24 protein-coding genes and 3 tRNA genes are annotated in these 25,506 nt (G+C 41.5%); 16 read left to right on the plus strand and 11 right to left on the minus strand.

The window, feature by feature from the left end:
• Window positions 1-101 precede the first annotated feature (101 nt).
• Entirely contained in the window at window positions 102-1,493 is a 1,392-nt protein-coding gene (radA, locus tag FTT71_RS01730; RefSeq protein WP_104853204.1) for a DNA repair protein RadA, read from the plus strand.
• 115 nt (window positions 1,494-1,608) lie between these two features.
• The gene (locus tag FTT71_RS01735; RefSeq protein WP_004971891.1) at window positions 1,609-2,595 is read left to right on the plus strand and encodes a Tim44 domain-containing protein; all 987 of its coding nucleotides are present in this window, start codon (window positions 1,609-1,611) and stop codon (window positions 2,593-2,595) included.
• Between the two features lie 350 nt (window positions 2,596-2,945).
• Here FTT71_RS01735 and FTT71_RS01740 read toward each other — a convergent pair whose 3' ends face one another.
• A complete protein-coding gene (locus FTT71_RS01740) occupies window positions 2,946-4,124 on the minus strand; it encodes a trypsin-like peptidase domain-containing protein (protein WP_004971893.1) in 1,179 nt (392 codons plus the stop codon).
• A gap of 167 nt (window positions 4,125-4,291) precedes the next feature.
• On the opposite strand from FTT71_RS01740, the gene FTT71_RS01745 reads away from it, so the two are divergent.
• The 7 genes from FTT71_RS01745 (at window position 4,292) to FTT71_RS01775 (ending at window position 7,397) form a co-directional block, all read left to right on the plus strand.
• Window positions 4,292-5,050: a Nif3-like dinuclear metal center hexameric protein gene (locus FTT71_RS01745; protein ID WP_004971895.1), complete on the plus strand. Its 759-nt coding sequence runs from the start codon at window positions 4,292-4,294 to the stop codon at window positions 5,048-5,050.
• A gap of 181 nt (window positions 5,051-5,231) precedes the next feature.
• Complete coding sequence (locus FTT71_RS01750; protein WP_026438302.1) at window positions 5,232-5,858, plus strand: superoxide dismutase; 627 nt, start codon at window positions 5,232-5,234, stop codon at window positions 5,856-5,858.
• Window positions 5,859-6,004: 146 nt separating this feature from the next.
• Window positions 6,005-6,080: transfer RNA gene (locus tag FTT71_RS01755), tRNA-Asn, on the plus strand.
• A gap of 6 nt (window positions 6,081-6,086) precedes the next feature.
• Window positions 6,087-6,162 (plus strand) — tRNA-Asn (locus FTT71_RS01760).
• 217 nt (window positions 6,163-6,379) lie between these two features.
• Window positions 6,380-6,682 carry a hypothetical protein gene (locus FTT71_RS01765; protein ID WP_004971899.1) on the plus strand — a complete coding sequence of 101 codons (303 nt, stop codon included), beginning with the start codon at window positions 6,380-6,382 and terminating at the stop codon, window positions 6,680-6,682.
• 117 nt (window positions 6,683-6,799) lie between these two features.
• A tRNA-Asn gene (locus FTT71_RS01770) sits at window positions 6,800-6,875 on the plus strand.
• 78 nt (window positions 6,876-6,953) lie between these two features.
• Window positions 6,954-7,397, plus strand: coding sequence for a DUF2726 domain-containing protein (locus FTT71_RS01775; protein WP_004971902.1), 444 nt, complete (start codon window positions 6,954-6,956; stop codon window positions 7,395-7,397).
• Window positions 7,398-7,413: 16 nt separating this feature from the next.
• On the opposite strand, the gene FTT71_RS01780 is transcribed toward FTT71_RS01775, so the two are convergent.
• The 4 genes from FTT71_RS01780 to glnA all read right to left on the minus strand — a co-directional run bounded on the left by FTT71_RS01780 (window position 7,414) and on the right by glnA (window position 10,874).
• Window positions 7,414-7,671 carry a hypothetical protein gene (locus FTT71_RS01780; protein ID WP_096900950.1) on the minus strand — a complete coding sequence of 86 codons (258 nt, stop codon included), beginning with the start codon at window positions 7,669-7,671 and terminating at the stop codon, window positions 7,414-7,416.
• Window positions 7,672-7,869: 198 nt separating this feature from the next.
• On the minus strand, window positions 7,870-8,748 hold the full coding sequence (gene ubiA, locus FTT71_RS01785; protein WP_131261595.1) for a 4-hydroxybenzoate octaprenyltransferase: 879 nt from the start codon (window positions 8,746-8,748) through the stop codon (window positions 7,870-7,872).
• A 14-nt stretch (window positions 8,749-8,762) separates the two neighbouring features.
• A complete protein-coding gene (locus FTT71_RS01790) occupies window positions 8,763-9,251 on the minus strand; it encodes a chorismate lyase (RefSeq protein ID WP_004971911.1) in 489 nt (162 codons plus the stop codon).
• Between the two features lie 207 nt (window positions 9,252-9,458).
• Window positions 9,459-10,874 (minus strand): type I glutamate--ammonia ligase, encoded by a 1,416-nt coding sequence (glnA, locus tag FTT71_RS01795; RefSeq protein WP_171287402.1) that lies wholly within the window; start codon window positions 10,872-10,874, stop codon window positions 9,459-9,461.
• A gap of 875 nt (window positions 10,875-11,749) precedes the next feature.
• On the opposite strand from glnA, the gene FTT71_RS01800 reads away from it, so the two are divergent.
• The 5 genes from FTT71_RS01800 to folE all read left to right on the plus strand — a co-directional run bounded on the left by FTT71_RS01800 (window position 11,750) and on the right by folE (window position 15,574).
• Entirely contained in the window at window positions 11,750-12,334 is a 585-nt protein-coding gene (locus FTT71_RS01800; RefSeq protein WP_004971915.1) for an aminodeoxychorismate/anthranilate synthase component II, read from the plus strand.
• Between the two features lie 17 nt (window positions 12,335-12,351).
• Window positions 12,352-13,398 carry an anthranilate phosphoribosyltransferase gene (gene trpD / locus FTT71_RS01805; RefSeq protein WP_104853302.1) on the plus strand — a complete coding sequence of 349 codons (1,047 nt, stop codon included), beginning with the start codon at window positions 12,352-12,354 and terminating at the stop codon, window positions 13,396-13,398.
• A gap of 21 nt (window positions 13,399-13,419) precedes the next feature.
• Window positions 13,420-14,226 carry an indole-3-glycerol phosphate synthase TrpC gene (trpC, locus tag FTT71_RS01810; protein ID WP_104853201.1) on the plus strand — a complete coding sequence of 269 codons (807 nt, stop codon included), beginning with the start codon at window positions 13,420-13,422 and terminating at the stop codon, window positions 14,224-14,226.
• A 16-nt stretch (window positions 14,227-14,242) separates the two neighbouring features.
• Window positions 14,243-14,932, plus strand: coding sequence for a Smr/MutS family protein (locus FTT71_RS01815; protein ID WP_180160672.1), 690 nt, complete (start codon window positions 14,243-14,245; stop codon window positions 14,930-14,932).
• Between the two features lie 93 nt (window positions 14,933-15,025).
• Window positions 15,026-15,574, plus strand: a complete 549-nt coding sequence (folE, locus tag FTT71_RS01820) for a GTP cyclohydrolase I FolE (RefSeq protein WP_171458226.1) — start codon at window positions 15,026-15,028, stop codon at window positions 15,572-15,574.
• Between the two features lie 98 nt (window positions 15,575-15,672).
• Here folE and FTT71_RS01825 read toward each other — a convergent pair whose 3' ends face one another.
• The 5 genes from FTT71_RS01825 to hemE all read right to left on the minus strand — a co-directional run bounded on the left by FTT71_RS01825 (window position 15,673) and on the right by hemE (window position 21,849).
• Window positions 15,673-17,028 (minus strand): diguanylate cyclase, encoded by a 1,356-nt coding sequence (locus tag FTT71_RS01825; RefSeq protein ID WP_104853199.1) that lies wholly within the window; start codon window positions 17,026-17,028, stop codon window positions 15,673-15,675.
• A gap of 105 nt (window positions 17,029-17,133) precedes the next feature.
• On the minus strand, window positions 17,134-19,083 hold the full coding sequence (locus FTT71_RS01830) for a DUF4105 domain-containing protein (RefSeq protein ID WP_179990135.1): 1,950 nt from the start codon (window positions 19,081-19,083) through the stop codon (window positions 17,134-17,136).
• A 93-nt stretch (window positions 19,084-19,176) separates the two neighbouring features.
• Window positions 19,177-19,647, minus strand: a complete 471-nt coding sequence (locus FTT71_RS01835; protein WP_104853198.1) for a DUF3015 family protein — start codon at window positions 19,645-19,647, stop codon at window positions 19,177-19,179.
• A 237-nt stretch (window positions 19,648-19,884) separates the two neighbouring features.
• The gene (locus FTT71_RS01840; RefSeq protein WP_154320930.1) at window positions 19,885-20,706 is read right to left on the minus strand and encodes a DUF817 family protein; all 822 of its coding nucleotides are present in this window, start codon (window positions 20,704-20,706) and stop codon (window positions 19,885-19,887) included.
• Window positions 20,707-20,778: 72 nt separating this feature from the next.
• Window positions 20,779-21,849 (minus strand): uroporphyrinogen decarboxylase, encoded by a 1,071-nt coding sequence (gene hemE / locus FTT71_RS01845; RefSeq protein ID WP_104853196.1) that lies wholly within the window; start codon window positions 21,847-21,849, stop codon window positions 20,779-20,781.
• A 272-nt stretch (window positions 21,850-22,121) separates the two neighbouring features.
• Between hemE and FTT71_RS01850 the strand changes: the two genes are divergently transcribed.
• Together FTT71_RS01850 and FTT71_RS01855 are read left to right on the plus strand one after the other, a co-directional pair.
• Window positions 22,122-23,366, plus strand: a complete 1,245-nt coding sequence (locus FTT71_RS01850) for a L,D-transpeptidase family protein (RefSeq protein WP_004971948.1) — start codon at window positions 22,122-22,124, stop codon at window positions 23,364-23,366.
• Window positions 23,367-23,568: 202 nt separating this feature from the next.
• Entirely contained in the window at window positions 23,569-24,261 is a 693-nt protein-coding gene (locus tag FTT71_RS01855) for a pirin family protein (RefSeq protein ID WP_004971950.1), read from the plus strand.
• A 138-nt stretch (window positions 24,262-24,399) separates the two neighbouring features.
• Here FTT71_RS01855 and FTT71_RS01860 read toward each other — a convergent pair whose 3' ends face one another.
• Window positions 24,400-25,455, minus strand: a complete 1,056-nt coding sequence (locus FTT71_RS01860; protein ID WP_373424807.1) for an ArsO family NAD(P)H-dependent flavin-containing monooxygenase — start codon at window positions 25,453-25,455, stop codon at window positions 24,400-24,402.
• Window positions 25,456-25,506: the final 51 nt, after the last annotated feature.

A 25,506-nucleotide genomic window follows, 5' to 3' on the forward strand; every position in this document is an offset into this window, starting at 1 on the left:
CGTGGTTGTATGATTTTCCATGAAAAATCCAGATAACATTCATTTCGCGAACATTCCTCTGTATGCTGTAGTCAGTTTTTAATTGATGCAATGACTGGGTTATGGCAAAAGTAAAAAGTGTCTATCGCTGTGAACAATGTGGTGCAGATCATCCTAAATGGGCAGGTCAATGTTCAGAATGTGGGGAATGGAACTCACTTCATGAGGTCAGTATTGCCCCTGCGGTGACGCATCGTGCCCAACCTAAAATGGGCGGTGGCTATGCAGGACAAGCGGCCGCCATTACCACGCTTAATAAAGTGTCTGTATCGCACGAAACCCGTTTAACAACAGGCATTGGGGAATTTGACCGTGTTTTGGGTGGCGGTTTGGTTACGGGCTCTGTGGTACTGATTGGTGGAGATCCTGGTATCGGGAAATCGACCATTTTGCTACAAACTGCGACTCACATGGCGGCTGCCAATAACACCGCTTTATATATCACAGGTGAGGAATCTCTTTCGCAAGTGGCGTTACGCGCTCAACGCTTAGACTTACCCACCGATCAACTGAAAGTCATGGCAGAAACCTGTGTCGAACGGATTTGTGAAGTTTTGGCGCATGAACGCCCTGCGGTAGCCATTCTGGACTCGATTCAAACTTTATATACCGAAACGTTGCAGTCTGCTCCAGGTGGTGTTTCACAAATTCGTGAATCAGCTGCCTTGCTGACTCGTTTTGCTAAAAATAGTGGCACTGCGCTGTTTATTGTCGGTCATGTGACCAAAGAAGGGGCTTTAGCGGGGCCGCGCGTCCTTGAACACATGGTCGATTGCGTCTTGTATTTTGAAGGACAGTCAGACTCACGCTACCGTATGATTCGAGCAGTCAAAAACCGTTTCGGTGCAGTGAATGAACTGGGCGTTTTTGGCATGACCGATAAAGGCTTACGCGAGGTTGCCAATCCATCTGCGATATTTTTGAGCCGTTATGATGAGGCAATTCCAGGTTCTATTGTCATGATTAGCCGCGAAGGAACGCGACCACTTTTAGTTGAAGTACAAGCTTTGGTGGATGATGCACATGGTCAGCCTAGACGTGTGGCTTTAGGTCTGGAACAAAACCGTCTGAATATGCTATTGGCGGTGATGCATCGGCATGGCGGCGTACAAACTTCAGGGCAAGATGTGTATGTGAATGTGGTCGGCGGCTTAAAAATTACCGAAACAGGTTCAGACCTTGCTGTACTACTTGCCTGTGCTTCTAGCTTGCGTGGCAAAGCCCTGCCACAACAATTGGCAGTATTTGGTGAGGTCGGTTTATCGGGTGAAATCCGCCCAGTACCAAATGGTCAGGAACGCTTAAAAGAAGCTATTAAACACGGATTTAAATATATTATTGTGCCGCGTGGCAATGCCCCACAAAAAGCCATTGCAGGTGTGCAAATTATTGCGGTGGCGCGTTTGCATGAAGCCTTAACTGAAGCCATGAATTTAAGTGAAAACTTAGGTTAAATCCTTGGATGATATTTTTTCAGTTTCAAGAAAAAATATCATATTTATATTGAAATTCGCAGCAAATGCCTGCATAAATACACAGCTTAACTTTATTTTAATATAGGAAAATTTGATGGAAGTTCGACAGCGTGGTTTGATCGCAGCAATGCTCACAGCGACTTTATTGGTAGCTCCGTTAGCAGCAGAAGCAAAACGTGCAGGTGGCGGTAAAAGCCATGGCATGAGTCGTTCGGCTGCTCCAACTCAGTCTTACCAACAACCTCGTCAAACAACGCCAGCACAACAACCAACAACTGCACCAGCACAGCAAAAATCTGGTCCAGGCGTAGGTGGTATGGTTGCTGCAGGTGTTGCAGGTGCGGCAATTGGTGCGGTTGCTGCCAATGCCTTGGCCGATGATCAAGCTGCAAGTGCTGCCGAAGCTCAAGAGGAAAAAGGCGGTATTCCAAGCTGGATTTGGATTTTACTCGCTGCTGCTGTTGCCTTCTTCATTTTCCGTAAGATGGGCGCAAAAAAAAAACTAACGCCTAATCCGTATGCGCCAAATAGCGGTGCCAATCAGGCACCGTTTGCGCAAACACCACCTGCTGCAGCGCCACGTAACGACAATACCAATATTTTTGGTCAATCTGTTGGGGGTTCTGCCGCTTCTACCCAAGCGCCTTTTGGTCAAGCTGCCAATAATAACGCGCCATTTGGTGCAGCTTATACCAACAGTGGCAATCAATTGCCTGATGGTTCAGAGCCTGCAACCTTTTTACGTGTAGCGCGTCAGCGTTTTAACCATATTCAGTCTATGAACACAGCCAGTAATATCGCAGAAATTCAGCGTTATTTAACTCCTGATTTATATCAGTCGATGTATCAGGACATTATGGCAAACCAAGACCAAGATGTAGCAGAGTTTTCTAACTTGAATGCCATGGTGGTCGATTCTGCAACTGAAAATGGTCAATATGTCATAAGTGTACGCTTTACAGGTACAGTCAGCGAAGACCTGAACAGCTTACCGCAACCATTTACAGAAATTTGGCACTTTGTAAAACCTGCAGGCTCTAATCAAGACTGGTTAGTGGCAGGTATTCAGCAAGAGCAATAATTTCAATGGATCTAGAAAAACAGCGACTTCGGTTGCTGTTTTTTATGCCTTTCTTTATCTAAGTTGAGACCCATCATGTTTAAACAGCACGTTTAAATCTTCTAAGACATCAACACCGAATACATCCACACTTGCCACACAAAACCAAACCCTCGATTGATTAGATCTATCAAAAAGTATCATCATTCATCAATACAGTTTATTTAGCCCACCTTCTCTTTGTATCTACCCAGAGATAAATCAAATCACGTTATCCGTATCACTTTGGTTATTTCCAGTCGATCTCCATTTACTTAGCCAACAAAAAAGCCCTGCAAACGGGCAAGGCTAAATTGTTACTGTTAAATCCATTATTCAGGCAATGGAATAAATTGCTTATCGGTATTTTGAACTTTGCGCTCACCGACTGCGACTTCCAAATCTAAGGCTTCTTCACCACGTTCAACTGAAACAGTCACCGTCGTATGCGGTGCTTGTGCAGCAACATAATTAATTAAATGCGAGGTTGAAGTAATCGCTTCATCATTCACTTTTAAAATTTTGTCACCACGTTTTAAACCTGCTTCTGCTGCAGGGCCACCGCGCAGTACATCAGCAACCACTACACCGCCTTGTGCAGGTTCTAAAATGTTGTCTTGTTGCACAGGCAACAAACTAATACCTAACCAACCACGAACCACACGTCCATCTTTTAAAATCGAGTTTAAAACCTGCTGACAGACTTGTGCAGGAATTGCAAAGCCGATGCCCAATGAACCACCTGATTGCGAGAAAATTGCCGTATTTACCCCAATCAAATTCCCTGCCACATCAATCAATGCACCACCTGAGTTACCTGGATTAATTGCTGCATCGGTTTGAATGAAATCTTCATAGGTATTAATACCCAAGTCAGAACGTCCTGTCGCAGAAATAATCCCTTGAGTCACGGTTTGTCCCACACCAAATGGGTTACCAATCGCAAGTACGACATCGCCCACTTCATTGCCACTCAGTTTAAATGGCAATACAGGCAGTTTTTCTAGATCAATTTTAATGACCGCTAAGTCTGTGTCTGGGTCAGTTCCAACAACTTTTGCAACCGCACGGCGTCCATCGTGCAAAGCCACGACAATTTGTTCAGCCTGCGCGATCACATGATTATTCGTTAAAATATAACCATCTGGACGAACAATGACCCCAGACCCCAAACTGTTTTCATTTGGGCCTTGCTTAAATTGATCGGGTAACTGATTGCCAAAAAATTCACGAAATGCAGGGTCATTTAACAATGGATGATCCATTTGTTTCACTTTTTGTGTGGTAAAAATATTTACCACCGCAGGCGCTGCCACTTTAACCGCAGCGCTATACGACACCACCCCACCTGTCCGTGTTGTATCAATTAATGGTTCAACTTTCTCGGCAGGCATTTTGACCCCATCGGCAGCCACAGGCGCTTTCGGTTTTTGCAGTTGTTGCCAAGTCACAAAGCCAATAATAACCAGAATGAGTAACACCCAAGGTAACCAGGTAAAGGTCCGGCGCACGTTTTGTACCTCTAAGTAAATTTTTTTTGATGATTAAGTCATTGAATGAGCTATTGTAAAACGAAACACAAATAGAAACATAAAAAAGCCCAAGAGTTTTGTCTTGCTTTAGTTACAATACAAAATATGTTTTGATATTGGCTAAATATGTGCAATTTGAGAGAGTTATGGCGCAATTAAAAGAAATTATTCAATGGTGTGATCAAACTTTAAATACACATGAATTTAAAGATTACGCGCCCAACGGTTTACAAATTGAAGGTAAGTCTGAAGTTCAAAAAATTTTATGTGCAGTGACTGCCTCTCAAGAGGCTATTGATGCTGCTATTGCCCAAAATGCAGACTTACTGTTGGTACATCATGGCTATTTTTGGAAAGGCGAACCTTACCCAATTACAGGCATGCGCGGTAAACGCATCAAAAGTTTAATCCAGCATGATATTTCTTTGGTGGGTTATCACTTACCGCTCGATTCACACCCAAGTCTAGGCAATAATGCTGCCATTGCTGAATGTTTGGCATTAGAAAATTTGCAAGCCCTAGACCCGAGTGAACGTCATCCTATTGGTAATATTGGTTTTTTAAAGCAAGCCATGAGCGCAACCGAATTTCGTGACTATCTCACAGCGCGTTTAGGCTTTAAAACCATTCATCTTCCTGCCGAAAAAAGTCAGATTCAAAAAGTAGGGTTCTGCACGGGTGCAGCACAAGATTTTATTGGCAAAGCGGCAGAACAAGGTTGTGATGCCTTTATTTCGGGCGAAGTCAGTGAACGCACCTATTATGAAGCCAAAGAACTAGGCGTGCATTATTATGCCTGCGGACATCACGCGACTGAGCGCTATGGTGTACAACGACTCGCAAAAGCTATTTCAGAACAGTTTAATATTGAGTATAGTTATTTTGAATTAAATAACCCAATTTAATACACCGTTTCACCCAACGATTTCACTCAAATGACATCTGTGTTTAACATAGTCTTTAGATGTATACATTCGAGTCTTATTCTGTATGGTTATTTATACCTAATGCGCAATTTGATCTCGAAATCTATTACAATAGAGCCACTTAATGTTAAAACCCAGCAAAATGCAAGGAATTGAAAACATGACAACCATTACTTTACCGGCTTTACCATACGGTTACGAAGATCTTGCTCCACACATCAGCAAAGAAACTTTAGAATTCCACCACGACAAACACCACAACACTTATGTTGTGAACCTGAACAACTTGATCGCGGGTACGGAGCTTGAAGGTAAAACTTTAGACGAAATCATCAAAGCAACTGCAGGCGATGCAGCTAAAGCTGGTGTATTCAACAACGCAGCGCAAGTTTGGAACCACACGTTCTACTGGAACTGTATGGCGAAAAACGGTGGTGGTAAAGCTACTGGTGCTTTGGCTGCTAAAATTGATGAAGCTTTCGGTTCTTACGAAAAATTTGCTGAAGAATTTGCTGCTGCTGCAACAACTCAATTCGGTTCAGGTTGGGCTTGGTTAGTAGCTGACGAAGTGAATGGCAAACTTTCTATTATGAAAACTTCAAATGCTGACACACCAATGGCGCACGGCAAAGTTGCAGTATTGACGATTGACGTTTGGGAACACGCTTACTACATCGACTTCCGTAATGCACGTCCTGTTTACATCAAAACTTTCTTAGAAAGCCTTGTAAACTGGGATTACGCAAATGCGAAATACGCAGGTCAAGATGCTGGTGTAGAAAAATAATTTCTATTTTTCTGTAGAAAAACTGCTCTTTATGGGCAGTTTTTTTATTTTTGCAGATGAAATGAATATTTATAAAGCAAACAATACATTTCTGATGATGAACGTGTTGACGACTTAAACTTTCATCCCTAAAATGCCCCACAGATTCTCCAATAGCTCAGTCGGTAGAGCGACGGACTGTTAATCCGCAGGTCCCTGGTTCGAGCCCAGGTTGGAGAGCCAATCTATTCTCCCATAGCTCAGTCGGTAGAGCGACGGACTGTTAATCCGCAGGTCCCTGGTTCGAGCCCAGGTGGGAGAGCCAAGATTCTAAAAATCCCACGCAGTATGACGTGGGATTTTTTTTTGCAATTTTTATTGTTTTTATAGTGGATATGATGTTCTAAACGAATGGAACAGGCCTCACTCTCCCCTTAAATCAAAATTAAAACCATACAGTGAAGATCGGGCTATCCCCTCTTGTGATGACTCTATTTTTTCGCTAACTTAGGTTCATCAACAACAATAAAACTTGAAAGCCCATGCAAGCGCCTTGGTTAAAATCCCTGATTTTTTGGACAATTCTGATTGTGGTGATTTTTGCAATTTTTCAATGTACGCAAAAATCTGAAAGCAATAAAACTGCTGCGACACTCATGTATGAACGTCTGTATCAATGCAGTCGTGATCTGAACGCACAACAACAAGCCACCTTAAAACAAATTCAAAGCCAAGTGAAAACAGAAATGACTCAGCAAGAGATGCTGCAATTAATTAACTTATGTCGTAAAACCAACCCACCACAGACACGCGAAGATTATATAAAAGCCATTCAAGCACTCTAAAAACTGCGTTGAAACAAAGCTAGATGATTATTTTTAAAGCAGTTAATCTATAATTACGGTTTTTTTTCAATTCCAGCTTGACCAAAAACAGATACCCACATAGAATGCGTGTCAGATTCTCCCATAGCTCAGTCGGTAGAGCGACGGACTGTTAATCCGCAGGTCCCTGGTTCGAGCCCAGGTGGGAGAGCCAAAATTCTTAAAAAACCCACGCATTATGACGTGGGTTTTTTATTCCTGCTGTTTAGGGTCTAACGACACCGCATCATCTATGTTTGAATCCAGTCAATCGACTTTCTTGCTTATTGGCAGCTTGGCTAGCCTTGCCCTGTTTATCTTAATTTTTAAGCAATTATTTTTCCCCAAGAAAAACTTTTATCCTAAACCGATGATGACTGCTTTTGAACGCAGAATGTTTATGCGTTTAAAACAAGCTTTTCCTGAGCATCACATCTTGGCACAAGTGGCGTTTAGCGCATTAATCACCAACAACCACTATAAAATTCGTGCGCTGTTTAATCGTAAAGTGACTGATTTTGTGATCTTAAATGCAGAAATGCAGGTCATTGCAATTATAGAGTTAGATGACCCCTCACATATTGGCAAAGAACAGGAAGATGCAGAACGGGATGCAATGTTTCACGAGGCAGGTTATCGCGTTGTCCGATACACCGAGATTCCAAGTATCAGACAACTACAATCAGATTTGAGTTGAGATCATCAACTCGATATTAAGGTGTAGCTTCTGAAGCAGCTTGTGTCTGACCCGCCTGCTTCGCTTGCTGTGCTGCAGCTTCACGCGCTTCAATACGCGCAATAATTTCTGCCTGCTGTTGTTTATATTTTTCCTGATTTTTGGCATCACTATTGACTGCTAAAAATGCCATGCTGACCAAAAAGATAGGAATCAACAAACCTAAGCTTGCCAAGATAATCATCTTTTTTAGACTTGGCTTTTTTTCAGGACTTTGCTGCTCAGACTGTGACATCATATATTCCTATTTCAAACGCATCAAAATGAAGCTCAATATATCAGAATAATGCTGATTGTGCTTTGTGCATAAGTACGCACGTTCTAATGCTCAGTTTAATTTTTAACAGCAAAAATTGATCAGCGATCGAATAAAAAAGCACCTGACCAAACTACCATCAGATGCTTTGCTCAGTTTTTTATCGCACAGAAATATTTACATTAAAGCCAATACGATTCCTGAAAAAATAATCAGCCCTACCCAACGGTTATGACGAAATGCCCAAAAACAACGTTGCGGATCTTTATCTTTAGTTTTACTCCATTGATATATAAAGTCTGCAACCACCACCAATAACGCCGCTAAACCAAACGGAATCAATAAATTTTCTAACCACAATGCCGTACCAATCAAAAGCACACTGCCCGCTTGCAACAATGAAATAATCTGAATGTCATAGCGACCAAATAAAATTGCGGTAGATTTCACCCCAATTTTCAAATCATATTCACGGTCAGTAATTGCATATTGGGTGTCATAAGCCACAGTCCACGCCAAATTGCCAAAATACAATAACCAACAAGTAAGATCAGGCGTTGCACCTACAGCGGTATAAGCCATCGGGATAGACCATGAAAATGCAGCTCCCAAGAACACTTGCGGCAAATGAGTGTAGCGTTTCATAAACGGATAAATAAACGCTAAAAATAATGCCCCAAATGACCAATAAAAAGTTTCAATCGGTAAGAACAACAACATGGCTGCGCTAAGTGCAACCAAACCCAAGAATACATAAATGGCTTCTTTGGCACTAATCACACCCGTGGCTAAAGGACGTGTTTTGGTACGCTCCACATGACCATCCACCTTACGGTCAGCAAAGTCATTAATGGCACAGCCTGCAGCGCGCATAAAAATTGTGCCCAGAATCATAGGGATTAATATCCCGATAGACGGCATGCCCTGATTAGCAATCCACAAGGCCCACATGGTTGGCCAAAACACCAGTTCTGTGCCAATCGGTTTATCGAAACGACACAAATAATAATATGCTTCTAAACGCTCACGCCACGTGATCTGCTGTGCCAATGCCATACCAATCTCGTATCTTAATGTTGTTGAATAAATTGCTCAAAACGCGGTAAAAAAGTTTCTTGCACAATAAATTTACAGCCATGCCAAGTATAGCAACTCTGTCGTGTCCAGCCTTCATCGAGCAAAACCACACGCCTTTGACACAACGGATTGGTACGCTGAAATAAAAACCAGCCAATGGGTTTATTGCCAATATGCTGAAATAAACGGGCTTTGCTTTGCAAACTTAGAATCGGAAAAATACTTTTGGCTTTGACCCATGGCTGTTCATCACACCCATATAAATAGCTTTCACGCACCCATGAAGTGTGCCAATGTGGCATTTGCATCCACTGGGCATCTTGTAAATTTAAACGCTGAAAAGATTGCTGCAGTGGTTCAACTTTAAATTGTCCGCCTGCGAGCTGAGTCAGTTGTTGGGTCAAAGAACCTGCTGCATATAGCCATGTTTTTAATTCAGAAGGCAGATTTGCCTGCTTGGGAAAAATAGGCTGTGTTCGCATGTTCCGCCACCTTAACAAGATAGCCTAGTGTAGCCCAAATTTAGGCAAAGTTTTGTGACCGATGGCGCAATTCCCTGCAATTATCCAAAAAAATTAAGCGAATTCTTATATTTTGATAAAATCCATGCCAATTCAAAACCATGATTGCACCATCTAAAACAAAAAACCCGCCGAAGCGGGTTTTTCAAATTTAAGATTTTTGATGTATTACAAGCTGTAGTACATATCAAATTCAACTGGGTGAGTGGTCGTGTTCAAACGACGTACATCTTCAGTTTTCAACTCGATATAAGCATCAAGCATGTCTTTGGTGAATACACCACCTTTTAATAAATAGTCGTGATCTTCTTTCAAAGCATCAAGCGCCATTTCTAGGTTGTGTGCCACAGTTGGGATTTTTGCTTCTTCTTCAGGCGGAAGGTCATACAAGTTTTTATCTGCAGCTTCACCTGGGTGAATCTTGTTTTGAATACCGTCAAGACCCGCCATCAACAATGCCGCAAAACCTAAGTACGGGTTCATCATTGGATCAGGGAAACGCGCTTCAATACGTTTGCCTTTCGGGCTAGACACGTAAGGAATACGAATAGATGCAGAACGGTTACGCGCTGAGTAAGCCAACATAATTGGTGCTTCAAAGTGCGGTACTAAACGCTTATATGAGTTGGTCGATGGGTTAGTCAACGCGTTCAAAGAGCGGGCATGTTTGATAATACCGCCAATGAAGTACAACGCCATTTCTGACAAACCTGCGTATTCATCGCCTGCGAATAAGTTTTTGCCATCTTTAGAGATAGACATGTGTACGTGCATACCTGAACCGTTATCGCCTACCATTGGTTTAGGCATAAAGGTTGCAGTTTTTGCATATTGATGCGCAACGTTCCAAACTGCATATTTGAACTGTTGCACTTCGTCAGCCTTACGCACCATAGTATTGAAGCTCACACCAATTTCTAACTGGCAAGATGCAACTTCATGGTGATGTACTTCTACACGACCAGGCCCCATGATTTCTTCAATTTTTGCACACATATCTGCACGCATATCTTGAGAAGAATCTACTGGTGGTACTGGGAAATAACCGCCTTTCACACGTGGACGGTGACCTGAGTTACCAGCTTCGTAGTCTTTACCTGTAGACCATGCAGCTTCTTCAGCGATTAATGTGTGGCGCGCGCCAGACATATCGATGTCCCATTTTACTTCGTCAAATACAAAGAATTCTGGTTCTGGGCCAAAGAAAGCAGTATCACCAATACCTGTCGATTTTAAATATTCTTCAGCACGGCGAGCAATAGAGCGTGGATCGCGGTCATAGCCTTGACCTGTCGATGGTTCGATAACATCACACGTTACAACCACTGTTGGTTCTGCAAAGAACGGGTCAATAAAACCTGTGTTGGCATCTGGGCGTAAGATCATGTCTGATGCTTCGATTCCTTTCCAGCCTTCAATTGAAGAACCATCAAACATTTTACCGTCTTCAAAGGTATCTTCATCGATACTGTCTGCAGGATAAGTTACGTGCTGCTCTTTACCCTTAGTATCTGTAAAGCGGAAATCGACCCATTTTGCACCACTTTCTTGGATGAGTTGAAGGACCTTGTTCGCCATGCTCATTTTGCTCCGATGTTTTTTGTTGCACCCGAAAGTGCGTGTTAGTAGTTGGCAGTTATTAAGCAATTAGCGTACCAACTTTTAAAAGCAAAGCTAAAACCATGAATTCCGTATGAGAATACATCATTTAAAAAAATTACTTTGTCTCTATTATACTGTCAGAAATACGATTTGCACCATATTCAAACACTGTTCATTTGATTTGATTTAAAACTGCAAAACATAGCACCATTTTAGTGCATTTATGTTTTATTTCTGTTGAATTGTAGATCAAAAAATAGCTCAAACAGTATCTATGCAAGCATTTTGCTGTGCCATGGTTGTATTAAGCAATGCAAATTATCCGACCAATCTTAAACAACACTTTATTTTTTATTGAGCAAAAATAATAAGATCGTTTAAAAATCCTAAACCTGTATTATTTTCGATCAAACTGATTGAAAATATCTATACTGCAGATTTGTATTTTCTATCGAAACGCTGCACTCAAACTACCTGACGTGAACCGCTAATAACATGCGCCATGATGCTACTTTTTAGCGCATTTTTTACGTTATCTATAAGTGTGAAGCTGAAATATGACTGGTGAATGACCCTGTTTGATCATGTGTTCATTTCTTTCAGATCAAACCTGAACATTGCGCAGCAAGCTTTGAAAATCTATAAATTGGTGAATGCGCTGATAAGCTTTAACAGGGATTATCATATAAATAGTCCGCAGAAAATGCTTATTTTTTGCTATGATGATAAGCGCTTCCTTATTCCACCTTCTTTTCGACAAGAAAAATAAAGTCCTTTCTCGTTATAGGCGCAGGAATAAAGCAAATTATCTCAGACTCTTTAGCACTTAAAGTGTTCAATTTTCAATAGGTTAGCTCATGCTTTTAATGATCGACAACTATGACTCTTTTACCTACAACATCGTCCAGTATTTTGGCGAGTTAAATCAGGAAGTAAAAGTCGTTCGTAATGATGCCGTGACATTAGAAGATATTGAGCGATGGCAACCCAAGTATTTGGTGATTGGCCCAGGCCCTTGTTCTCCATCTGAAGCAGGGATTTCTATTCCTGCAATTCAGCATTTTGCAGGCAAAATTCCGTTACTGGGTGTGTGTTTAGGACACCAAAGTATCGGACAAGCCTTTGGTGGAAACATTGTGCGCGCTAAAACCGTGATGCATGGTCGTTTATCGGATATGTACCACAGCAACACAGGTATTTTTAGCAATCTGCCTTCACCATTTTCTGCAACCCGTTACCACTCTTTGGTGATTGATCAAGCAACCTTGCCAGATTGTCTGGAAGTGACATGCTGGACCAAAGAAGCAGATGGTTCGATGGAAGAAATTATGGGCGTGAAGCACAAAACTTTGCCTGTTGAAGGCGTGCAATTTCACCCCGAATCGATCCTGAGCCAACACGGTCATCAAATCTTTAAAAACTTTTTGGAAATTTACGCATAATGAGCGAGTCAAATCACATGAATATTCAACAAGCACTCAACCATATTACAAAACAAATTCACCTGACTCAGCCTCAAATGGAAGATGTGATGCGCGCGATTATGTCGGGCGAAGCAACAGACGCTCAAATTGGTGCATTGATGATGGGCTTACGCTTAAAAGGCGAAAGCATTGATGAAATTACTGCTGCTGCACGTGTAATGCGTGAATTTGCCATCAAAATTGATGTCAGCGATATTCCTTTTCTCGTAGATATTGTTGGTACAGGTGGCGATGGTCAAAACCTATTTAACGTATCTACCGCCTCTTCCTTTGTCATTGCAGCTGCAGGTGCAACCATTGCCAAACACGGTAACCGTGGGGTTTCAACCAAATCAGGCTCATCTGACTTACTTGAGCAAGCAGGCATTAATCTTGACTTAAACATGCAACAAACTGAACGCTGTATTCGTGAAATGGGCGTAGGTTTCTTGTTTGCACCGAATCATCACAAAGCCATGAAATATGCGGTTACCCCGCGTAAAGAGTTGGGTATTCGCAGTATTTTCAACTTGCTTGGGCCATTGACTAACCCTGCGGGTGTAAAGCGTTTTGTCATTGGGGTGTTTAGCAATGAATTATGCCGCCCGATTGCAGAAGTGATGAAACAGCTCGGTGCTGAGCATGTCATGGTGGTGCATTCTAAAGATGGTTTAGATGAAATTAGCCTTGCTTCGAGCACTTATGTTGCAGAACTCAAAGATGGTGAAATTACCGAATGGGAACTTACCCCTGAAAGCGTGGGAATTGAATCTCAAACTTTAACAGGACTGATTGTAGAAAACTCTGCTGAAAGCTTGAGTTTGATTAAAGATGCTTTAGGCAAAAACAAATCAGACAAAGGCGAAAAAGCGGCCAATATGATTGCACTCAATGCGGGTGCGGGTATCTATGTTTCGGGTCTAACTACAAGTTACAAACAAGGTGTCGCTTTGGCACATGACATTATTTATGGTGGACAAGCTTTGGAAAAAATGGGCGTGTTGTCTGAATTTACCAAAACGCTCAAACAGTACGAAGCATAAAGCAAATCAGGAAGGTGCATCATGGTGGATATTAGCAATACCATTTTAGGTAAAATTGTAGAACGTAAAAAAGAAGAGTTTGCCGAGCGTTTAAAACAACGCAGTTATGCAGACCTAGAACAATTGGCACGTGCAGCAACACCTGCACGTGGCTTTGCACAAGCCTTGCATAACAAACGCCCAGCGGTGATTGCGGAAATTAAAAAAGCATCACCATCTAAAGGCATTATTCGTGAAAACTTTGACCCTGCCGAAATTGCACAGCAATATGAAGCCGCAGGCGCAGCCTGTTTATCTGTGCTGACTGATGTCGATTTCTTTCAGGGTGCAGATGAAAATATTCAGATTGCCCGTTCACACTGTAACTTGCCTGCTCTGCGTAAAGATTTCTTGATTGATCCGTATGGTGTGGTGGAAGCACGTGCCTTACATGCAGACTGTGTGTTATTGATTGTGTCTTGCTTATCTGACCAACAGTTGGAAGAAATGTCGGAAACGGCTTTTGAACATCACTTAGATGTGTTGGTTGAAGTGCATGATGAAAATGAATTGGAACGTGCTTTGAATCTTTCAGAGCGTTGTATTTTAGGGGTCAATAACCGAAATTTAAAAACCTTTGAAGTCGATTTAAACACCTCATTGCGTTTAAAAAACTTGTTGCCGCCTGCGCGTTTATTGGTCACTGAAAGTGGTATCGCCACACCAGAAGATGTCCGCATGATGCAAGACCATGAGATTCACAGTTTCTTGGTCGGTGAAAGTTTTATGAAACAAGCACGTCCTGACCATGCCTTTACGGCACTGTTTGGTCAGCCTGAAAATCTATAATCCAATTTGAAATACCATGAGTAAACATGATTCTTCGCTTTCTAAAGAACATTACAATTTACTAAAATCTTTTAAAAAGCAAATCACTCAGCCTCATACTTCAAGCATTGCCAAGCCGTCTGAACCCAAAGTTCAGACGCCTGAGCAACAACAGGAAGATGATCTCGCATTGTTTCGTCAGCAAATGCAAGGCGTTCAAAAAATGGACGCAGGCAATATTGCAAAAATCGAACACACTGCCAAGAAAAAACCAGATGCCCAAACGCTGGCCAAACGTGCAGCAGCCATAGGCCCTATGGAAACCGATGATACCTTGCTGTCCGATACGCAAGCCATGCTTAACCCTGTGGGCAGCCAAGCTTCGCTGAGCTATCGCATTGCAACTTTGCAACATAAAGTCTTTGAAGATTTAAAAGCAGGCAACTTACGCTGGTTTGAAGCTGTTGATTTGCACGGTTGTACGGTAGAAGAAGCGCGGGTAGCCGTTTTGCAAATCATTCAAATGGCTAAAGATGAAAACCAGAACGTGATTAAAATTGTGCATGGCAAAGGCCCTGAAGCCATTTTAAAAACTTATGTAAATGGCTGGCTGCGTCAGCATCGTGATGTTTTGGCTTTTGTGAGTGCGCCTGAAAAACAAGGTGGCACTGGTGCAGTTTTAGTGTTGCTTAAACGCAGCGAAAAGAACCCAAAGTTTAAACAGTAATCGGTTTCATCTTTTAAACAAGGCATTGCAATAGTTTTCTGTTACAATGCCGACCTTGTTCAATATCAGTGTAAGTGAACACGTCTTATGTCTATGCAGCAATCCTACGCAAACATCCTAACCGCCGTTGGTGAAGATCTTAATCGTCCAGGTCTAAAAGATACGCCGATGCGTGCTGCTAAAGCTTTTTCGTATTTAACTTCGGGCTATAGCCAAACCTTAGCCGAAGTGACCAATAATGCCGTATTTCCATCCGACAACCGTGAAATGGTCTTGGTGAAAAATATTGAGTTCTACTCACTGTGTGAACATCATTTATTGCCATTTTATGGTCGCGTGCATATCGCCTATTTACCTGAAGGTAATGTTTTAGGCTTGTCTAAATTTGCCCGTATTACCGAAATGTTTGCACGTCGTTTGCAAATTCAGGAAAATCTGACTCAACAAATTGCGGAAGCTGTGGCTGAAGTGACCCAAGCACGTGGTGTGGCAGTAGTAATTGATTCAGCCCATATGTGCATGATGATGCGCGGTGTAGGCAAACAGGAATCGACCACACGTACCGTATCTTTTGTAGGTGACTTTAAAACAGATAAAGAAGCCCGTCGTGAATTTTTAAGTGCGGTGCCTGAGAGTTTTTAAATTGTGGCTAAGTTCCTCAATCAAATAAAAAATCCCGAAATTTATGTTCGGGATTTTTGGGTTTTAGATTAAAAAATTAGCTTGATACATCTTCAGATTCAACCTACAGACACATTGTTGCGTCCATTATTTTTTGCCATATACAAGGCTTTATCCACTTCTTCAAAAAAACGTTGATAGTCTGGATGCCCATCATATTCATGCACACCTATACTAATGGTAAAGTTAAATTCTTCACCTGTTGATGTTTTTAATGTGGCTTTTTCGACACGTTTACGAATATTTTCAGCGACTACCAAGGCACGATCAATGGTGGTATCAATCTGTAACAGTAAAAATTCTTCGCCGCCAATTCGGAAGGCATAGTCACTGCCTTTTGCATATTGCAAAATCACATCAGCTAAAAACTGTAATGCATCATCTCCTGCTGCATGTCCATAACGGTCATTGATTGATTTAAAATGATCGGCATCTATCGCCAACAATGTTAAAGGCGAATTATTTTTTCGTGAAAAATTAATTTCACGGGACACGATGGTATTTAAATAACGGCGGTTGAGCAGTTGAGTTAAGGCATCATTGCCTGAATTGATATATTCAGACACCTGAAAAATTTGATCGACTAAATGCAAAATTTCACGATTCTTGGCACGAATGGATTGAATCATTTCAATTGCCTGTGCCTGACTTTCACATTGACCAATTTTCTGAATTAATTCATCCACCTGATAAATAAATTCAGTAATAGTTTGTACTTGTTCCGAACTTGAAAATGCATAAGCCGCTTTATGAATAAACCATAAACCAAATTCTGTTTTAGATAAAATCGGTTGCGTCATTTTGGTGTGATCGGACACCACCTGAAACATCAGTTCATTTTCCCAATCCAGCAAAGTTCCGCGTTGTCGATCTTTGTGCACGGCAACATCTTGCATGGCAGAAAATAAGCGATAGGTATGTTTCATATCATTATGTACTTCGACCTTCATTTCATAAGATCGGCACATAATTTCTGTGGCAAAGCATAAAATTTGGCTTAAATAATTAAACTGATTTAAGTTGCTATTGGCTTCTGTTGCAAAAAACTCAAAAGCCTTTTTTATAATAACGCGCACACCACGAATAATCAGCCAAGATGGAATTTGTACACGTGCATGCACATCGCCCACTTTAAATTGCTTTTCTACAATCTCGTTATAATTGTGTTGAAACGGAACTTCAAAACTGGAAATTAGCCACTGATATAAAGAGTTTTTTAAGCGATTCTTCACCATCTCTGCAGACAAAAATTCTGTCGCATGTTCTTCAAGCAACATTTGCTGATAGAACTCGATCACAAAATCTTCTGCATGTGCTTGAATAAACTGGAATGTCGCTTGCAAATCTTCTGGCTTAAATTGCTCGCAAATTGACTTCCATTGCTCTGCAAGCTCATGCGTACACTCTTGATACATCCACAACAACCCAGCCAAAAGAAACTGCTAAATTTTAACGGGTTTCACCAGCAACTCAACTTGTTTAGCTGGTTTTTTACAATTCAGTATAAATTCAACAGCTCTTTAAAAAAAATGCACATAGCCTAAACTGGTCTTGTTCCAGTCCTGTTTGTCCTGTTGTTGATATTCCCAACCCAATCGCAACACATGCTGCGGGTTGAGTACATATTGCAACTGGCTGTTCAGCTTAAATTGCCATTGGTGACGATCTTCCCAATACGGTAATTCAAGCTGAACCAAACTATTCATGCGTGCTGACCAAATATTTTGACAACCCAGTGTTGGGCCAATTCCAACACGCCAGCCTTTGTCTAAAGCCTTACCCGCTTGCACATGATTTTGAATTTGCACATAACACAAATGTTCACGCGCTTGATTAGCCACGCTATAACCAAACTGTGTTTTTAAACTTAAAACACCATGCTGTTCCGTTTCGCTAAAAGCCCCGTGCGAATTCAGGGCTTCTTGCTGCCAACCCAAATTAAAGCCCCAACTAAGTGGTGTTTTAAATGCGGTCATTGGGTTATAAGAGTTCACCGAGAGTAAATCTAACTGATTCAGTTTTAAGCGGTCTTCACGATATTGCACAGAAGCTTCTAAAAAGTTGAGTTGCGTCCCTGTACGAAAACCACCTTGCGGATCAAGTAAGTCATGGTAAGCCTGTCGATGACTCAACTCTACAAAATGCTCGCCTTGCACCTCGCCAGTACGCACAGCAAAGCTTCGTGCATGATGCCCCTGCACAGGATCGACCTGAGGGCGTGCGACATCCTGACGTTGTTTTTCTAAATTGATCTGACTTCTTAAACTTAAAATTTGTCTCAGTCGCGGTTGTGCAATTTTGGCTTCAATTTTGCGTCCAATCAGTTTCAGATACAAATCGTCATAAGCCATTTCCAGAATTTTAGCTTGATCGATTTGGCTGTGATTTTGCAAAACTGCCGCCACATTTTCAGGTTCTGCTTCGGCCACTTGATGGGCAGTTTTTGCCAACGCTGTGCCATGTTGTCTAGCTTGCGCCAATAACTGAGTTTCCAAAGCAGGACGATAGACAACATCTGCCACTAAATTTTCCTGCTCTACAGCTTTTAGTGTTTCAATTGGAATAGATGCGACTCTAAACTGCTGCTGTAAATTCAGCTCAGGGCGCACCAAATCCATTAAACCCAATAAGCGATAGGCACAATTATCACTGATAAAATAATACGGAAATTGCACATGCTTCATTTCCCAAATGTGCTGCACTAAAAATGTGGTTTCCTGCTCATTCAGTGCCAGTTCATATTCCCACAAATCTCGGCTTTCTAAATCGCCATATTCTTTTACTTTGCGGTAATACGGCATCAGTGAATATTCACCCGGATATTGCCCTGTAAGTCCTTTCCATGCATAAGACCAACCTTCGCTGCCCGTTACCGTTGCTGCATAATTGACAGCATAAGAAATTAAATTCAGTTGTTTTTGATCTTTTGGGTCTAAGCGCAATAAAGTATGCCCAAACATAGAACTTGGATTGCCCATAAAGTCTGTGGCATAAATCAGCACTGCTTTATAAGGTTTAATTTGTCCAATCCATTCGTCCAATTCAGGACATTGCACCTGTGCCAAATCTTGTTGAGGAATTTGTAATTGTTCAATTAACCAGCGGCTACGTGCAGGAAATTTACACTGCACCGATTGATTGGCAGGCGCTGTTTCAAATAATGCCTGCACATTGCGAAGTAACTCTTGGTTTAAATTGCTTCCGCCTTGTTCCGACACAAAATAGCCTGCATATTGCACTTCACTTTTGCCTTGCTGCGCATACATTAAACGCTGCCAAGTCACCTGTTCTGCCAAGTGTAGGTCTTTGGCTTTTTGCACATAATGTGCGGAAGATATTGCTAATTTATTTGTATTTTGTACTGTAGAAGTGGCTGTAAGTGGCTGAATCTGTATTGGAGATATTTCAGGAGATAACGCAAAAACCGTAGGAGATAAAAAAACTAAACTACTTAAAATAATGGATTTCATGGACATTTTATAAATTTTATATACATATTCAGGCTTAAACGTATTCTTGTGCTATAAAAAAGCCCTGCGAATAATGCAGGGCTTTATTCAAACTTAAACGTATGCTTTTAAAACGTCATCATTCGCCATCACGCTCTGTAAAGATGCCAATACTTCTAAAGAAGTCTGGTTTTCTGCAGAATAAATAGATGCAAAGTTTTGCTTAGAAACCGCAAAGAAATGTGCTTTATCTTCTGCTTTAATGCTTAATAATTCAGCCAATACGTTCAAGCTTTCGCCTTCACCAACTGCCATATCGCGTGCCAATGTTTCAGCATTTTCATTGGTAAATGTCACAACTTGTGCAGTTACTGTACCTGTACCGCTACAACCTAAAGTACCAAATGTGATACCAAACAATTGGTTTGCAAAAATACCGTTTGTAGTTGCTGCTAAAATTTTTGCAACTTTGCCAGACTGACCTGCCCAAACTTGAGAACCGATACCACAACCTGCATCACGGTCTGCAAATGCTGCTGTAGAACCCACTGCCAAGACAGCAGCCAATGCTAATTTTTTAATCATCGCCTTACTCCAGAGATTTATTATTCGAAAAATTATGCTTCGAATCGTTATTCTTTATTGCTATGTGTAATTTTTATTACACTATTTTAAGATAGCGAGATGTCACTCAGAAGGCAAAACATTTATCACAAAATCAGGCATTATTTTTGTGCATTTTTGTAGCGTCGATTGGTTTTTAGCTTAAAGATTGGTCTTAAATTTGAAAATAGATTTTAGTGTTGAAGATAGCATTTAGATTTACAGCTGCTGTTGATCCTCAGTTTTCAGTGTCCACTGCCCTTCTGCATCGCGATAACCCAAAATTTTCATGACCAGAACCAGACTCAGTAACAGCAATAAATACCAAGAACCGAGTTTGCCCCAGCCGACCATGTGCCACGCATCGACCTGACTTGGATACAACCATATTTGATAAAAGGTGCTAATGTTTTCTGCGACCCAAATAATAAAAGCCAAAAGCATCAATACAGGCAACATTGGCAGTTGTAATTGAGACCGTTGTAATTGAAAACGAATTTTGGTTTTCCAGAAAATCACAACGCTCCACGCAAACAAGCCATAACGAATATCGGGGATAAAAAACTTGCTCATGAAGTTGATGTACGACAACACTGCCAAGGCCATCATATTGCTAAAAGTCGGCAAATTCCGTAAAGATACCCGATACAAACGCAAAGAACGCGCAAAGAAACTGCCAACTGCAGAATACATAAAGCCTGCAAAAAGCGGTACGGTCATAATTTTAAAGACAGCAGGTTGAGGATATTGCCACGATGCAATTTGTGGATGAGTTAAAAAAATTTCCATGATCATCGCTAAAATATGAAACAAAGCGATGACTTTGGCTTCTGCCCAAGATTCCAGTTTTAAATATAAAAGACAAACTTGAATAATTAAGGCATAGAATAATAAATAGTCGTAACGGAAAAATCCGAAATATTCCTGACTGCCCATTGAAGCAGTCAGGGCAAATGCAATCAGCAATAAAATTCCAAATAAGGCAGCCGAAGCTGCCTTAGTCGAAAACTCAACTCCTGACTTTAGCCATGTTATCCACATGATGTGACAACCTGACTGAAGCTGAGATTACACCGATACATCTACAAATGATCCATCTATATCATTGTGCGATTATAGATATTTGGCACTGTATTCATGAACCGTGTCGATAAATACTTTAGGACGTTCAGGGTCTACCCACTGGGTAATACCATGCCCTAAGTTGGCTACATAACCTGTTTTTTCACCATTGGCATAGGCATCATCTAGCATCGCACGTGTTGCTTTGGCAATTGCTTCAGGTGAACCGTACAAAGTGGCTGGGTCTAAGTTACCTTGCAATGCGGCACGACCACTCACCGTTTGACGTGCGACATTTAACGGTGTTGTCCAGTCCAGACCAAAAGCATCTGCACCTGTTGCAATCATTGGCTCCAGCCATTGACCGCCACCTTTGGTAAATAAAATAACAGGGATTTTACGTCCATCTTTTTCACGTTGCAGACCTGACACAATTTTCTGCATATAGTGGAGTGAAAATTCAAGATATTCACGATGGGCCAATGCACCGCCCCAACTGTCAAAAATTTGTACTGCCTGTGCACCTGCATCAATTTGTGCATTTAAGTATTCGGTCACTGCATCGGCCAGACAGTCTAATAGTGCATGTAAAACTTCAGGCTGTGCGTACATCATGTTTTTGGTGAAACGGAAATCTTTGCTTGAACCACCTTCAACCATATACGTTGCCAAAGTCCATGGACTACCTGAAAAACCAATTAAAGGCACTTGTCCGCCCAAAGCAGAACGAATGGTCGATACTGCATTCATGACATAGTCTAAGTCTGACTTGGCATTAAATTTAGGTAAATTGGCAACGTCTTGCTCGGTACGCACCGTTTTATGAAACTTTGGCCCTTCGCCTACTTCAAAATACAGACCTAAGCCTAATGCATCGGGTACAGTTAAAATATCTGAAAATAAAATAGCGGCATCTAATTCATAACGACGCAAAGGCTGTAAAGTCACTTCACAGGCAAATTCAGTATTTTTGCATAGAGAAAGAAAATCTCCTGCCTGCGCACGTGTAGCACGATATTCTGGTAAATAACGTCCTGCCTGACGCATCATCCATACGGGCGTGCAATCTACTGGCTCACGTAATAAGGCACGAAGAAAACGATCATTTTTTAAGGTCGTCATTTACTTTCCCAACTCATTTTCAATCTTGCAGCCATCATATCAAAAAGGTTGAAGTTTTAATAACTTCATTTCTTGCTCGTCTTTTTTAGCTTATTCTCAGTGTTCAAATTCAGCTTACGTTTATGTGAAATACATCACACAAACAAAAGTCACTGTAAAATTGGGGTTATCTTGCATATTTACACAAAACAACTACTGCATCTCCTTAGTTTTTCTGCAATACTTGGCTAGTTTTTATCTATGTAAATGAATAATTCTCAAGGTTGAATTACATGTTGGTTCGCACAATACTCGCAATGAGTTTAAGTTGCATTTTTGCAGGGACTACTTTTGCTGCATCTACTGCTGAACAACCGTTAAATCCACAAGTGATTAGCAATACCGCTATTGAAGATCCGATTGATCCTTTAGCGACAGAAGCATCGGCTGCACAAAATAATCTAAATGCAACAGACACTGCTATTACGCAACAAGAACAAAATGATTTAAATAAGGCTTCAAAAACCTTAGATGATCTACACAAAACTGAAGATACCACTGCCGATGTAGGCACTGCACCAACAAAAAGCTCTGCAAGCCAAACTGCTACATCCAACACAGCAGCACCAAAAGCTTCATGGACTTTAGATGGTTTAAATAATGCCACTTGGTATGAAAATATTGGTAAAGGTCAGTTCCCTGTGTATGCACGTGCACACGTGATGCTGAACAATTCACATGCTTCTCCAGGTGCAATTGATGGCACTAGTGGTAAGAACACCCTAAAAGCAATTGCATCATTCCAGCAAATGAATGGCATTAGCCCAACGGGTATTTTAACCAAAGAAACTTGGGATGCGTTGGTTGCACGTCAAGGTTCACGTCCTGCATTTGTAGAATACACGGTTACTGAAGCGGACTTAAAAGGTCCTTATGCGAAATCTATTCCGCATGACTATGCAGAACAAGCCAAAATGAAAGGCTTGTACTACACCCGCGTAAGTGAAATGTTAGGTGAAAAATTCCACATGGATGAAAATTTCTTAAAGAAATTAAATCCGAATGCAACATTTAATAAAGTGGGTGAAAAGTTATTGGTGACCAACGTTCGCAATGACTTACCTGAAGACATTCACCTGATTGTGGCGCACAAAGGTGCAAAACAACTGTATTTGTTCAACAAACAAAACCAAATGGTCGGCTCATTCCCAGCAACCATTGGCAGTGCAGATACTCCATCGCCAACAGGTACTTATAAAGTGACAGGTGTTGCACCAAACCCATGGTACAGCTATTCACCAAGTAACTTTATTCAGGGCAAAAACTTAAAACCGCTGTCTTTACCACCAGGCCCTAACGGCCCTGTGGGGAATATCTGGATTGGTTTAAGTAAAAAATCATTCGGTATTCACGGCACACCAAACCCATCGACCATTTCAAAAACGGCGTCGCATGGTTGTATCCGTTTAACCAACTGGGATGCAAACGATTTAGGTCGTAAAGTACGTTCTGGCGTGACTGTAAAATTCCTTGAATAATCAGTGATCGCTTTAAACCGCAAAAGACCCACGTTTTTACGTGGGTTTTTTAATGCCGCGATAAAACTCTAAAATGTCTAGGTTCTGCAAAAAATCTACACATGTTGCAATTTTAGAACGGCATGTTGCAGTTCGCCTCTAGGTCGGCTGCGGTGAAAAGATTAAGATGAGTTCAAGTTAAAAAAATGATAGGAGCATTATCATGAATGCTTATTTACACCGTAGTGAAGATCGTGGTCATGTGAAAATGGGGTGGTTAGACACCAAACATAGTTTCTCTTTTGGTAATTGGTATAACCCGAAATATATGGGTGTTAGTGCCTTACGTGTCATTAACGATGACCGTATTGCCGCACATAATGGTTTTGGTACTCACCCACACGACAACATGGAAATTTTGACTTGTGTATTAAGTGGTACGATTTCCCACCGCGACAGCATGGGCAATGAACGCCATATTACTGCAGGTGAATGGCAGTTAATGAGCGCAGGTACAGGCGTTCAGCACAGCGAAATTAACAATGGTGATGAAGAAGTACACATGCTGCAAATTTGGATTCAGCCGAATGTACGCGATGCAGAGCCGACGTATCAGCAAATTCAACGTGACCCAAATACAGCACCCAACCAGTGGCATTTAATTGTCGGCCCGAATGACAATGCCCCAATGCACATTCGTCAACAGGCAGAAGTAAAAGCAGCTGTTTTAGAAACTGGACATCGTTTAGAAGTTACAGCAACACAAGCGGTAAACTATGTGCATGTAATTCGTGGTGAAATCACCATTGGCGAGCAAACAGTTAAAGCGGGCGATGCTTTGTTATTTGCTGATAATGCTGTGATTGAAGCAAAAGAAGACAGCCAGTTCATTTGGTTTGATTTACCAAAACAGTAAGTCCTGACTGTCACCTTATTATGATTGAGCATCTTTAATTTTTTGAGTTACCCTCTTGCCCTCTTCTACAGAGGGCTTTTTTATGGCTGAAATTGCATGATTCATTTTTTAAACACAGTTTTTGTCACGTTAATGACTTTACGCTGTTGTCTGCAAATACGCAGCAATTTGCTCTGCCACATTCCGTGCGGTTCGGGAAACACCAATTAAAGTTGCCGAGGCTGCGCCTGTCCAATCGCCATAACCAACCAACCATAAATTTTGCTGTTGTAACGCTCGATTTTCTAACACATCGACTGTGCCTTGTGCATTAACCACATTCAAACTTTGTAAATGCGACAATGCTGCCTTAAAACCTGTGCACCAAATAATGGCATCAATTTCCTGTTCGCGCCCATCTGCCCAAACTGCACTATGTTCGGTTAAATAGTCAAATGGCGGCAGACCATGTAATACATCACGTTGCCGTGCTTCTTTGACACTTGGAATCATCACAATATCGCCCAAACCACCGATCGGTTGTTCAATACTGCGACCTTCCTGCTGGGCTTTTAAGCGCTCCGTGGCACGTAAAAATAAAACCCGTCCATCTACATCATCGGCTAAAAAACTTGGCGGTTGCTGTGTAACCCAAAAAGTTTCGGCCACTTTAGACACTTCTGCCAAAATTTGTGCGCCTGAGTTACCCCCGCCGACAATCATGACTCTTTTGCCCTGAAAAGCATTGGCATTGCGGTAATGAGCCGAATGAATTTGTGTGCCTAAAAAGCGTTCGCGTCCTGTATAAGCAGGAATAAAAGGCTGACTCCACGTTCCAGTAGCACTCACAGCGGCTTTGGCTCGCCAGCTTTGCTGTGCCGAACACACAATTAAATCATTGCCTTCCTTCAGGACTTTTTCGACCTGCACAGGACGCAGCACAGGAAATTGATAGCGTGTTTCATACGCTGTTAAATAGTCAATCACTTCTAATCGTTTCGGATATTCCTGTTCGGTTTTTGGCATTAACCAGCCGGACAAAGAACTCCATGTATTTGGAGAGAACAGCTGTAAAGAATCCCACGCATGTTGCCACGCACCGCCCGACTGCGTTTGATTATCCAAGATCAGAAAATTGATTTTTTGCCGTTTTAAAAAGTAAGCCGTGGCCAATGCTGCTTGTCCGCCACCAATAATAATTACATCGGCATCCATTATTTGATTCAAAATGGCTCTCCTGCTCGCAATACGCACCCTGTTGCTATG

This window comes from Acinetobacter sp. YH01004, assembly GCF_013420455.1.
Classification (GTDB): domain Bacteria; phylum Pseudomonadota; class Gammaproteobacteria; order Pseudomonadales; family Moraxellaceae; genus Acinetobacter; species Acinetobacter towneri.